Consider the following 12,931-nt stretch of genomic DNA (forward strand, 5'->3'; position numbering starts at 1 on the left):
TCCTTCCATTATTGACTAATGTGTTTTCTTCTTTGGCGCAACCACAACTGAACGTTTAGGTTCAGTTCCAATTGACGTTGTTTTAATACGACTATTCCGTGCCAGATAGAAATGAATTTGTTTACGTTCATTCGCTGGCATTGGATCTAATTGAATTGTTTCACCTGTTCTAATGACGTCTTTAGCAACCTTAATTGCGAGGCGTTCAATGGTTTCCTCGCGGCGCTTACGATAGCCACCAACGTCTAATATGACATTCATTCGACTAACAGCTTTTTGATTCATATTAACCTGTGCTAAGTACTGTAGTGCATTTAAACTTTTACCATGTTTACCAATTAATAAACCTTGTTTACTCGTATTAAAGTCATACGTAACTTGACGACGTTCAAATTGGACGTTAATTTCCGTATCAATTCCCATTAATTCAGTAATATCAGCTAAGTAATAACCAACATCATGAACTGCCTTTTCATTAAGCTGACTTCTAGCAGCTTTTTCTTCTGCAGTGAGCGGTTTTGACACAACATTTTCTTCTTTTTTCTCATCAACGGTTTTTTTACTTGTTGATTTTTTTGTTACTATTTTTTCAATTAATTCAACTTCCGCTTTTTGACGACCAAAAAATAAAAATCCAGACTTACCTTCATTGATTATTTTAATCTCAACCTGCGATTTTTCAAGCTTTAATGTAGCCAAACCGTTAGTTACAGCCTGATCAACATTTTTTCCAGTAAATATGGGCATGTTCATCCTCCAAGTATAGTTATCATCATTGTATTATAGCACTAAATGAGCCTTCACCTAAACCCTTTTTCAGAACGATTTTTTTGAAAAGGTCTTTCATTTGACAAGGTCTATAGGACCCGGGCTATAATGGATACATAAAGTAAGTAAAAATAATTGGAGGTTCAATTCTATGAATAAATTAACAGATACATATGAATTATCAAATGGCGTTCAAATCCCAGTTGTTGGTTTTGGGACATGGCAAACACCTAGCGGCGATGTCGCTAAAGCATCCGTAAAATCAGCCTTGGCTGCTGGCTACAGACATTTAGATACTGCCGAAATGTACCATAATGAAAGCAGTGTTGGTGAAGGAATTGCTGAAAGTGGTGTGGCTCGTGAAGACATCTTCTTAACAAGTAAGTTAGCTAATACAGAACATACTTATGATCAAGCACAGGCTGCCTTTGCGCAAACGTTAAAAGATTTAGGCGTTGATTATCTTGATTTATTCTTGATTCATTGGCCAAATCCTGCTGCTTACCGTGAAGATAATTGGGAAAGTCACCTTCAAGAAACATGGCGTGCATTTGAAGACCTTTATAATGAGGGCAAAATCAAAGCAATCGGCGTTTCTAACTTCCGCCCTCGTCATTTTAAAGTTTTAGAAGAGACACAAACAATTATGCCAATGGTCAACCAAATTCGTTTGGCTCCCGGAGACACAAATAAAGAAACAATTGATTATGCTCATGACCACAACATTCAACTAGAAGCATATAGCCCATTAGGAACAGGCGCTATCTTTGCAGAACCAACAATGGTTGAAATTGCCGAACGTATTGGTCGTAGTGTGGCACAAGTTACCTTACGTTGGTCATTACAAAATGGTTTCTTACCACTTCCAAAGTCTGTCCATGCTGATCGAATTGAAGAAAATACTCATTTATTCGATTTCGAATTATCAGATGAAGATATGGCAAAGATTAACGCGCTTGAAGGCGTCGTTGGTTATGCGCAAGATCCAGATACAGCAACTTTCTAAATTGTTTCACGTGAAACAAATGCGCAACCAGAAATTCTGGTTGCGCATTTTTATTTATCTATATTTTGAAGGTGCTTCAGGCATAATTATGGCGCAAAGAATGTACACAATAATACCAGGAAACGCGACACTCATGACGCTTAAAATAATATAACCTATTCTTGTCAACGTAGGATCCCAGTTAAAGTATTCGGCAATTCCACCGACAACCCCAGCAATAACCTTATTGTTAGATTTTGTTAATTTTTTCATCTTTAACATCCCCTTCCTACTTCTTTCCTTAATTATAGCCAAAATAAAAAGCCAATTCCACTAAACGGAATTGGCCCCATCTTACTATTTTTTATTACGGCCCTTATAGGCTTTCTTTTTAGCTTTTTGAATAGCTTGCGCTTTTTCTTTTTCAAGACGAACTTTTTCTTCACGTTCACGAGTAATCTTGAACGGATTATTGATTAATAATGTCTGTCCAACTGAGAATGCGTTAGTGATAACCCAGTATAATGATAAAGCAGATGGTAAATTAATAGCCGTAACAAGAATCATGATAGGTGTTCCATAAACCATGATTGTTGACATTGAATTTGCCTCTGGTTGCGCCATAACGCCCAATTTAGAAACAAAGTAAGTTAAGATTGCGGCCAAGATAGGTAAGATGAAGTATGGATCCTTGTCTCCAAGTTGTAACCACAAAAATTCACCAGTTTTCAAAACATTGGTTCTTAAGATAGCTTGATAAAGAGCCAACAAGATTGGCATTTGTACCAACAATGGTAAACATCCAGCAATTGGATTAATACCTGCTTCTGCGTACAATTTTTGTTGTTCTTCACGTAATTTCTGAACTGTGGCAGCGTCTTTACCAGAATGCTTAGCTTGAAGTGCCTTTAATTGAGGTTGTACTTCAGCCGTTTTACGCATACTTTTTGTTTGATAAATCATTAATGGTAATAAAATAACTCTAATGATTATGGTAAAGACAATAATACCAACACCATAGTTCCCACCGAATAAGTTTGATAGGAAGATAATTGCTCTAGAGAAACTAAGAATAATCCCGCCATCCCAGATACCTGTACTATTTTCCGTTATTGGTGTTGTGCTACATCCCGCTAGGACTAACATTAACCCTAACATACTGAATAGGACTAAAAATCGCTTACTCTTCTTTTTCACAAGAATACCCTCGCTCACTTTATTAGTCTAAAATTTTGGCTATTTTCAAGACGTGTGTTAATTGCTTTTTTGATTCTTCTTGCGATAACCAGGCAACTGATGGTCTAGCAATCACTAAGAAATCACAATCTTGTTTAAGATCTGGTTTCAATTCTAATAGCGATTGACGAATACGACGCTTAACCCAATTACGGGCAACCGCATTCCCAATACGTTTTCCAACTGAAATACCGACCCTAAAATGAACCTGTCCTGGTTTTTCCATCATATAAATAACATATTTTCGGTTTGCACAAGACTGACCCTTTTTAAAGACGGTTTGAAACTCTGCTTCTTTTTTAACGCGATATGATTTTCTCATGTGATATCTCCAGTTAAATAGGTACTCGTATCTTTGTAATAAAAAAAACCACTGAAATCAGTGGTCTATGCAGACAATACTTTTCTACCTTTACGGCGTCTACGTGCTAAGACGTTACGTCCGCCTTTTGTGCTCATGCGTTTACGGAAACCATGTACGCGTTCACGGTGACGTTTTTTAGGTTGGTATGTTCTTTTCATAATTTAGGCACCTCCTTAAATACTTAATGTTTCAACTAATCGGTATCTTATAAAATAAGACACCAGTGATGTCAATTTCACTTACCGGAATATAATACCATACTTCTTTCTTCTATGAAAGAAATTTATTAAAATTCACTGTAAATTAGTTATCCACATTTTTAAGATGATTATTTTTTTGCTGTGGATGACTTGTGAAACACATCTTGCGTTCCACAGTTCGGGTCACAGGCTTTTTCACAATGAACACCCTGTTAACAAGTTATACACACCCTTAACTAAAAATTGTTAATAACTAACATAAACGCTTTTACCATAACACTTATATTCACTCCTGATTTGTGGATAACCTTGTCATTTTTCACCAACTTACACTTTTACTCCCACCCTGTGGAAAACTTATTAATACCCCTGTTATTCTTTTTTACACAATTTTTCAAACCTGTGGAAAACTCTGTCTTAAAATGCTAAACTAAGGTTACGATTTATTTAAACAAGGAGGCTTTTTGTGCTTACTCTCGAAAATTTATGGACTTCGCTGACAGATTATTTCAAAACGCAACTTAATCCCGTTAGTTACGAAACTTGGATTTCATCAGCTGAACCAAAACAATTTATCAATAACGATCTTATTATCGAACTACCCTCCCAACTGCACAAAACATATTGGATACAACACTTAGCTCCAAAAGTTGTTGCTTTTCTTTATGAAACAACGGGCGAAGAAATTAATCCCGTTTTACAGATAAAGGGTGAAATCACTGCTAGCGCGCAAACAAAAATGTCTCTAGCAAATGCCGCGCAATCTAATAACGACAACGTTCCCACCTTTATGCGTGACGCCAAGTTAAACGACCGCTATACCTTTAGTACTTTTGTTACTGGTAAAGGCAACCAGATGGCGCATGCCGCCGCTTTAGTTGTTTCCGAGGAACCAGGCCGTCTGTATAATCCGCTATTTTTCTATGGTGGCGTTGGATTAGGTAAGACCCATTTGATGCACGCTATTGGTCACCAAATGCTTCTAAATAACCCTGATGCCAAAGTGAAGTATGTTACCAGTGAAGCTTTCACAAACGGTTTTATAAATTCACTCCGAAATAATACACCGGAAGATTTCCGTAAGGAATATCGCAGTGTTGACCTTCTATTAGTAGATGATATTCAATTTTTTGCCGATAAAGAATCAACTCAAGAAGAATTTTTCCATACGTTTAATTCATTATATGATGATAAAAAACAAATTGTTTTGTCATCCGATCGCTTACCAAACGAAATTCCGAAACTACAAAAACGTTTAATTTCTCGCTTTAAATGGGGACTTTCGGTTGATATCACACCGCCCGATTTAGAAACTCGAATTGCTATTTTAAGAAACAAATCTGATGCTGAGAACCTTGAAATTCCGGATGATACTTTAAGCTATATTGCCGGTCAGATTGATTCAAATATTCGTGAACTTGAAGGCGCGCTTGTAAGAGTTCAAGCCTATGCAACATTATCAAATTCAGAAATTACAACTAGCCTAGCCGCTGATGCCCTTAAAAACTTGAGTCTAAAGGACAAGTCAAACGAGGTTTCAATTGCCATCGTTCAAGATCGCGTTGCCAAATATTTCCACGTAACCGTAAGCGACTTAAAAGGTAAGAAACGGGTCAAAGCGATTGTTATGCCTCGCCAGATTGCCATGTATTTAAGCCGTGAACTAACTGAAAATTCTTTACCAAAAATTGGATCTGAATTTGGTGGTAAGGACCACACGACCGTTATCCATGCTCACGAAAAAATTGCCGTAATGTTGGAAACAGATGACAAATTACAACGTCAAATTTCGGATCTTAAGAGTGAACTTAACTAATCTAGTTTGTGGATGACTGTGGATAAAACAGTTTATTTACTCACAGGTTATCCACATGTGGATGCTTTTATTCATACGGTCCCAACCTATTTCTTAACATGATTAACAGGCCCTACTACTGCTTCTATTCTTTTATTACTTAATTAATAACTAAACTCACCGGAGGTTTCACTATGGAATTTACAATTAATCGATCAGCTTTTATTAAACAATTAACAGATGTTCAAAGAGCCATTTCTTCAAAAACGACGATTCCTATATTAACGGGTATTAAAGTCGTTTTAACTGCTTCTGGATTACTTTTAACAGGAAGTGATGCCGATGTTTCAATCGAAACTTTTTTATCTGTTGAAGATGAATCTAATAATTTAACTATTGAATCAACTGGCGAAATTGTCTTACCCGCTCGTTTTTTCAGTGAAATTGTTAAAAAATTACCACAAGATACATTTTCATTAACTGTAACTGACGGTTACCAAACTGAAATCACTTCAGGATCAGCTTCTTTTAATATTAATGGGCTAGATGCTAATAATTATCCTCATTTACCAGAAATTGATACGGATGATAATTTAATCTTCTCTGGTTCAATTTTAAAACAGATTATTAGCCAAACCGTTATCGCAGTTTCAAACCAAGAAAGTCGTCCTATTTTGACGGGTGTCCATTTTGTAATCGAAAATGGTGAATTCTTGGCTGTGGCAACGGATAGTCATCGATTAAGCCAACGTAAAATTACATTAGAAGGCGCTAATGATGCTAAGTATGATGTCATTATTCCAGGTAAGTCATTGGTTGAATTATCACGAATGATTGATGATTCAAATCCAGATATTGAAATGCGTATCTCGGAAAACCAAGTACTCTTTATTCTTGGTAACACTTCATTCTATTCGCGTTTATTAGAAGGTAATTATCCCGATACAAGTCGTTTAATTCCTAATGAATCTGCTACAGGTATTGAATTTAGTGCACCAAAACTGTTATCAGCAATTGAACGTGCTTCATTGTTATCACATGAGAGTCGTAATAATGTTGTTAAACTTGCGATTAACGCCGCAGAACAAAAAGTTGTTATTTATAGTAATTCACCTGATGTTGGTAATGTTGAAGAAGCGTTGGAATTCAGTAACTTATCAGGAAATGATCTTGAAATTTCATTTAATCCAGATTATATGAAAGATGCATTGCGTTCATTTGGCCAAACTGAAATTAAAGTTGCCTTTACACAACCATTGAGACCTTTTACTTTGGTACCAACTGAAGATACAACACAATTTATTCAATTAATTACACCCGTTCGTACATTCTAATTGTCCATTAGATAGCGGTAATTTATGAAAATAGAGTGAAAAGTCGTTTTAATTAACGATTTTTCACTCTATTTTTTATCAATTAAACCTTAAACCTAAAAATTGATAGAAATGGCGTTTAGAGTTTGGTTTTACTAAAAAAAAAGAACTGATAGCGGATTTTAGTCAATTAATTAAAAATATGGCCTTTTTAGCATTTTGAGAGTAAAAGGACTAAATAAAAATTAAATCGCTTAAATCGCCTTAAAATGAGATGTCAAATTGTAATTTTACATAAAAAAAGGTATAATGAAAAAAGAAGAAAATGGAGGTTGACGACGATTTGAAATCAGATATTTATTTAGAAACACCTTATATGATGTTGCAACAGGTCTTGAAATCAGAAACAATTATTAATTCTGGTGGCGAAGCAAAATGGTTTTTACGTGAGAACGAAGTGCTTGTGAACGGCGAATTAGAAGATCGACGTGGACGTAAATTATATCCTGGGGATGTCATTGAAGTACCAGGCATTGCAATTATTACGATGCATTCAATGGACGAAAAGTAGGCTTATCCATGTATTTAGAAAGTCTGACCTTGAGGGATTATCGTAACTATGAAGACTTAAATGTCTCGTTTTCTCCAGCAATCAATATTTTGCTTGGTGAAAATGCTCAAGGTAAAACCAATTTGTTGGAAGCCATTTATGTGCTATCGATGACTCGGAGTCATCGAACGAATAATGACAAAGAGTTAATCAAATGGGATAAGACGGCGGCAATCATTCAGGGTCGAGTGAATAAACACTTAGGCACCGTTCCACTTGAAATTCAAGTTAATTCTAAGGGAAAAAAAGCTAAAGTTAATCACCTTGAGCAGGCTAAATTATCACAATACATTGGTCAGTTCAATGTGATTTTGTTTGCACCAGAGGATTTGGCCCTTGTTAAAGGGGCGCCGGCGGTTAGAAGACGCTTCGTTGATATGGAATTCGGTCAAATTAATGCTCGATACTTGTATAATTTAGGCCAGTATCGAACAATTTTGAAACAACGCAATCAATATTTGAAACAGCTGCAACATAAAAAAAATCAAGATTTAGTTTTTTTAGATGTACTATCTGATCAATTAGCCGCTTTTGGCGCCGAGATCGTGCATCAACGATTGATATTTTTGAAACAACTTGAATTTTGGGCTAACCAATTGCAAGAAGAGATTACACAATCAGCTGAAACACTAACGTTTGAGTACGCAACTCATTTAGAGGATGCCGCAGATCAGACGATTGAGCAATTATATGCGCAACTCCAAAACGATTTAAAAAAAGCAACGAAAAAAGAAATATTTCAAGGGACAACCCTGGCTGGACCACATCGTGATGATGTGCGTTTTTTGATTAATGGCAAAAATGTCCAGACTTATGGATCGCAAGGGCAACAAAGAACAACTGCATTATCGGTTAAATTAGCCGAAATTGAGTTAATGAAAGAAGAAACGGGTGAATACCCGGTCCTTCTTTTGGATGACGTGTTGTCTGAATTAGACGATATGCGCCAAACTCACCTTTTAAAAACAATTCAAAATAAGGTTCAAACGTTTTTAACAACGCCTAATCTCAGCGGTATTGCCAGAACGTTAATTAATGAGCCGAAGATTTTTCATATTAATCAAGGTAATTTACTTGAAGAGGAGGAACACACAGTTGACTGATCAAGAAAAACAGGCTGAAATAGCTGAAGAATTACATGAAGAAAAAGCAAAAGAATACGATGCGAGTCAAATTCAAGTTTTAGAAGGACTTGAAGCTGTTAGAAAACGTCCCGGTATGTATATCGGAACGACGGCCTCACAAGGTCTTCATCACTTGGTTTGGGAAATTATTGATAATGGTATTGATGAGGCATTAGCTGGTTTCGCTGATGAAATTAATGTCGTTGTTGAAAAAGACAATAGTATTACGGTTCGCGATAATGGCCGTGGTATTCCCGTAGATATTCAAGAAAAGACGGGTCGTCCAGCACTTGAAACTGTCTTCACAATCTTACATGCCGGTGGTAAATTCGGCGGTGGCGGATATAAAGTTTCCGGTGGACTTCATGGTGTTGGTGCTTCAGTTGTTAATGCATTATCAACTGAGTTGGATGTTCAAGTAATCCGTGAAGGAAAAATTTACGGTATGGCTTTTGCTCGTGGTAAAGTTACGAAGGAAATGTCTGTTGTTGGTGAAGCACCCGAGAATGAACATGCAACAATTGTTCATTTTGTGCCGGATCCTGATATTTTCACGGAAACAACCGTTTACGATATTAAAATCCTAACAACACGTATTCGTGAATTAGCATTTTTGAATAAGGGACTTAAAATTACGATTGATGATAAACGTGATGGCGGACCCGGATTACAAGAATTCCATTATGCCGGTGGTATTAAGCATTATGTTGAATTTTTAAATAAAAATAAAGATGTTATTTTCCCCGAACCTATTTACGTTGAAGGTGAACAAAAAGGGATTATTGTGGAGGTCGCTTTACAATACACCGACGATTATCACAGTAATTTATTAACTTTCACAAATAATATCCATACTTATGAGGGCGGAACACATGAGTCTGGGTTTAAGACGGCCTTAACCCGGGTTATAAATGATTATGCCCGTAAAAATAACCTGATGAAGGAAAATGATGCTAACCTTTCTGGTGAAGATGTTCGCGAAGGGTTAACAGCCGTTGTTAGCATTAAGCATCCCGATCCTCAATTTGAAGGCCAAACAAAAACAAAATTAGGAAATTCCGATGCACGTTCTGTGACTGATCGAACTTTCTCTGAACATTTTACTAAGTTCTTAATGGAAAATCCTAAGGAAGCTAAGATTATTGTTGAAAAGGGCTTATTGGCTGCTCGAGCTCGCGTTGCCGCTAAGCATGCTCGTGAAGTAACTCGTAAAAAGAGTGGGCTTGAAATTAGTAATTTACCCGGTAAATTGGCTGATAATACAAGTAAAGACCCCGCAATTAGTGAATTATTCATCGTTGAGGGTGATTCAGCCGGCGGTTCTGCTAAACAAGGTCGAGCTCGCTTAACACAAGCTATTTTACCTATCCGTGGTAAAATTTTGAACGTTGAAAAGGCAAGTTTAGATAAGATTTTGGCTAACGAAGAAATTCGGTCATTATTTACAGCCATGGGTACGGGATTTGGTGGCGAATTTAATGTCGAAAAGGCGAACTACCACAAATTAATTATCATGACAGATGCCGATGTTGATGGTGCACATATTAGAACGTTATTACTAACGTTATTCTATCGTTATATGCGTCCACTTGTTGAAGCTGGATTCGTGTATATCGCGCAACCACCTTTATACCAAATTCGTCAGGGTAAAATGATTCGTTATGTTGATACTGAAGAAGAATTAGAAGAAATTCAGGGTCAATTATCACCAACACCAAAACCTGTTATTCAACGATACAAAGGTCTTGGAGAAATGGATGCTTCTCAACTATGGGAAACAACAATGGATCCAGATGCGCGTCGTTTATTGCGTGTTAACGTTGAAGATGCAATTGAAGCCAATGATGTCTTTAATATGTTAATGGGCGACCGTGTAGAACCTAGACGTGAATTTATTGAAAATAATGCTACTTACGTAGAAAACTTAGATATTTAACAATTTAGTCGTAAAGGAGGTCGAGTATTTTGGCAGAAGAACTACCAACTACAAGCCGGATAACAGATGTTAATCTTTCCGGAGAAATGAAAAAATCGTTCTTGGATTACGCTATGAGTGTTATTGTTGCCCGTGCGCTTCCCGATGTTCGTGATGGGTTGAAACCTGTTCATCGTCGTATTCTATATGGTATGAGTGAACTGGGGATCACGCCTGATAAACCATACAAAAAATCAGCTAGAATCGTTGGGGACGTTATGGGTAAGTATCATCCTCATGGTGACTCATCGATTTATGAAGCGATGGTTCGTATGGCTCAAGATTTTAGTTATCGTTATATGCTGGTTGATGGTCATGGTAACTTTGGTTCTGTCGATGGTGATGGCGCTGCTGCTATGCGTTATACCGAAGCTAGAATGAGTAAGATTGCCGTTGAAATGATGCGTGATATCAATAAAGATACGATTGATTTCATGGATAATTACGATGGTAGTGAACATGAACCAGTTGTTTTACCTGCGCGTTTTCCTAACTTACTAGTCAATGGTGCTACGGGTATTGCCGTTGGTATGACAACGAATATTCCACCACATAATTTGTCAGAAGTTATTTCTGGATTGCATATCTTAATGGATAATCCTGATGCAACTGTGGCTGATTTAATGGAAGCTATTCCTGGACCGGATTTCCCTACTGGAGCAACCGTTTTAGGTAAATCCGGTATTCGTAAAGCTTATGAAACGGGTAAAGGCACAATTACAATTCGCTCAAAAGTCGAAATTGAAGAACAAAAAAATGGTAAGGAACGTATCATCGTTGATGAATTACCATACATGGTCAACAAGGCACGTTTAATTGAGCGAATTGCTGACTTAGCTCGTGATAAAAAAATTGAAGGTATTACTGATATTAATGATGAATCCGATCGTGAAGGATTACGAATTGTGATTGATATTCGTCGTGATATGAGCGCTTCAGTTGTGTTGAATAACCTTTATAAATTAACGTTATTACAAACATCATTTAGTTTTAACATGTTGGCAATTGTTAATGGTATTCCTAAAGTCTTGAGTTTAAAGGAAATGCTTGTTTATTACCTTGAACATCAAGAAAAAGTTATCCGTCGTCGTACACAATTTGAATTGAAAAAGGCTCGTGCCCGTGCACATATCCTTGAAGGATTGCGAATTGCACTTGATCACATTGATGAAATTATCAGAATTATTCGTAGTTCAAATACGGGTGAGCTTGCTAAGAATCAATTGATGGGCAACTATGGATTATCAGATAAACAGGCTCAAGCTATCTTAGATATGCGTTTGGTTCGTTTAACTGGCTTGGAACGTGAAAAAATTGAAGAAGAATATCAAAACTTAATGGCATCAATTGCCGATTTTGAAGATATCTTGGCCAATGATTCTCGAATTCATGACATTATCTATCAAGAATTATTAGATTTACAAGCTAAATTTGGCGATGAACGTCGTACTGAGCTATTAATTGGCGAGGTATTAAATCTTGAAGACGAAGATTTGATTGAAGAAGAAGAAGTGATGATCACATTAACGCATAATGGTTATGTTAAACGACTTCCAACGGATGAGTTTAAGGCACAAAACCGTGGCGGACGTGGTGTTCAAGGGATGGGCGTTCACGATGATGACTTTATTGAACATCTCGTGTCGACATCAACGCATGATACTTTACTCTTCTTTACCAATGCTGGTAAAGTTTACCGTATGAAGGGATATGAAATTCCTGAATATGGTCGTACAGCCAAGGGAATTCCCGTCATTAATCTCTTAGGGGTTAATTCTGGTGAAAAAATCCAAGCCGTTATTAACGTAAGCAAACAAGAAAATGATGAACGTTATCTTTTCTTTACAACGCTTAACGGAACGGTTAAACGGACACCAGTTTCAGAATTCTCTAACATTAGAAATAATGGGTTAAAAGCGATTAAATTGCATGACGAAGATGAATTAATCAACGTTGCAATTACGGATGGCTCACAGAATATGATTATTGGAACGCATCTAGGGTATGCTGTATCATTTGCTGAGAATGATGTTCGTTCAATGGGTCGTTCTGCTTCTGGTGTTCGTGGTATTCGTTTAAGAGAAGGCGATTACGTTGTTGGAGCTGATTTATTAGCTGCTGATAGCCATGTCTTTATTATTTCTGAAAAAGGATATGGTAAACAAACACCTGCTTCTGCTTACGCAATTAAAGGACGTGGTGGAAAAGGGATTAAGACAGCCAATATATCTGAAAAGAATGGGCCAATTGCTGGATTAGCAACCGTTCAAGGTGATGAAGATATTATGTTAATCACTGATCAAGGCGTTATGATTCGCTTTAATGTGAAAAACGTCTCGAAAACGGGTCGTGCTACTTTAGGGGTTCATTTAATTCGAATTGATGAAAATGCTAAAGTCGCAACAATGGCTAAAGTAGAGGCTGCTCCTGAAGAAACAACAGTCGTTTTGGATGAAGATGTGCCAAACGTCGAAGCCGAAACAATTGATCCAGAATAAAAATTTTTAAAAATTAAAATAAAATCCTAATTAACCGCGTACTTAATCAGTGTGTAGTTAATT

The 12,931-nt window shown here is 36.9% G+C and carries 12 protein-coding genes; 7 read left to right on the forward strand and 5 right to left on the reverse strand.

Annotated elements, in window-relative coordinates; translation table 11 throughout:
* Positions 1 to 15: 15 nt before the first annotated feature.
* Positions 16 to 747 (reverse strand): RNA-binding cell elongation regulator Jag/EloR, encoded by a 732-nt coding sequence (gene jag, locus N0K73_RS01270; protein WP_112251068.1) that lies wholly within the window; start codon positions 745 to 747, stop codon positions 16 to 18.
* Between the two features lie 172 nt (positions 748 to 919).
* Between jag and N0K73_RS01275 the strand changes: the two genes are divergently transcribed.
* Positions 920 to 1,774 (forward strand): aldo/keto reductase, encoded by an 855-nt coding sequence (locus N0K73_RS01275; RefSeq protein WP_057974161.1) that lies wholly within the window; start codon positions 920 to 922, stop codon positions 1,772 to 1,774.
* 54 nt (positions 1,775 to 1,828) lie between these two features.
* On the opposite strand, the gene N0K73_RS01280 is transcribed toward N0K73_RS01275, so the two are convergent.
* The 4 genes from N0K73_RS01280 to rpmH form a co-directional block, all read right to left on the reverse strand.
* Positions 1,829 to 2,026 (reverse strand): PspC domain-containing protein, encoded by a 198-nt coding sequence (locus N0K73_RS01280; protein ID WP_225416502.1) that lies wholly within the window; start codon positions 2,024 to 2,026, stop codon positions 1,829 to 1,831.
* A gap of 84 nt (positions 2,027 to 2,110) precedes the next feature.
* Entirely contained in the window at positions 2,111 to 2,950 is an 840-nt protein-coding gene (gene yidC / locus N0K73_RS01285; protein ID WP_057974159.1) for a membrane protein insertase YidC, read from the reverse strand.
* Between the two features lie 22 nt (positions 2,951 to 2,972).
* Positions 2,973 to 3,311 (reverse strand): ribonuclease P protein component, encoded by a 339-nt coding sequence (gene rnpA, locus N0K73_RS01290; protein ID WP_057974158.1) that lies wholly within the window; start codon positions 3,309 to 3,311, stop codon positions 2,973 to 2,975.
* Between the two features lie 65 nt (positions 3,312 to 3,376).
* Complete coding sequence (gene rpmH, locus N0K73_RS01295) at positions 3,377 to 3,511, reverse strand: 50S ribosomal protein L34 (RefSeq protein ID WP_057974157.1); 135 nt, start codon at positions 3,509 to 3,511, stop codon at positions 3,377 to 3,379.
* A gap of 508 nt (positions 3,512 to 4,019) precedes the next feature.
* Between rpmH and dnaA the strand changes: the two genes are divergently transcribed.
* The 6 genes from dnaA (at position 4,020) to gyrA (ending at position 12,868) form a co-directional block, all read left to right on the forward strand.
* Positions 4,020 to 5,369 (forward strand): chromosomal replication initiator protein DnaA, encoded by a 1,350-nt coding sequence (dnaA, locus tag N0K73_RS01300; protein ID WP_057974156.1) that lies wholly within the window; start codon positions 4,020 to 4,022, stop codon positions 5,367 to 5,369.
* 173 nt (positions 5,370 to 5,542) lie between these two features.
* A complete protein-coding gene (dnaN, locus tag N0K73_RS01305) occupies positions 5,543 to 6,682 on the forward strand; it encodes a DNA polymerase III subunit beta (RefSeq protein WP_112249499.1) in 1,140 nt (379 codons plus the stop codon).
* A 322-nt stretch (positions 6,683 to 7,004) separates the two neighbouring features.
* Positions 7,005 to 7,232: a S4 domain-containing protein YaaA gene (gene yaaA / locus N0K73_RS01310; RefSeq protein ID WP_057974154.1), complete on the forward strand. Its 228-nt coding sequence runs from the start codon at positions 7,005 to 7,007 to the stop codon at positions 7,230 to 7,232.
* A gap of 8 nt (positions 7,233 to 7,240) precedes the next feature.
* The gene (gene recF / locus N0K73_RS01315) at positions 7,241 to 8,374 is read left to right on the forward strand and encodes a DNA replication/repair protein RecF (RefSeq protein WP_112249500.1); all 1,134 of its coding nucleotides are present in this window, start codon (positions 7,241 to 7,243) and stop codon (positions 8,372 to 8,374) included.
* Entirely contained in the window at positions 8,367 to 10,331 is a 1,965-nt protein-coding gene (gene gyrB, locus N0K73_RS01320) for a DNA topoisomerase (ATP-hydrolyzing) subunit B (RefSeq protein WP_057974152.1), read from the forward strand. The genes recF and gyrB overlap by 8 nt, the downstream gene beginning before the upstream one ends.
* 86 nt (positions 10,332 to 10,417) lie before the next feature.
* A complete protein-coding gene (gyrA, locus tag N0K73_RS01325) occupies positions 10,418 to 12,868 on the forward strand; it encodes a DNA gyrase subunit A (protein ID WP_404825120.1) in 2,451 nt (816 codons plus the stop codon).
* Positions 12,869 to 12,931 lie beyond the last annotated feature (63 nt).

The organism is Dellaglioa algida (assembly GCF_030127605.1).
Lineage (GTDB): Bacteria > Bacillota > Bacilli > Lactobacillales > Lactobacillaceae > Dellaglioa > Dellaglioa algida.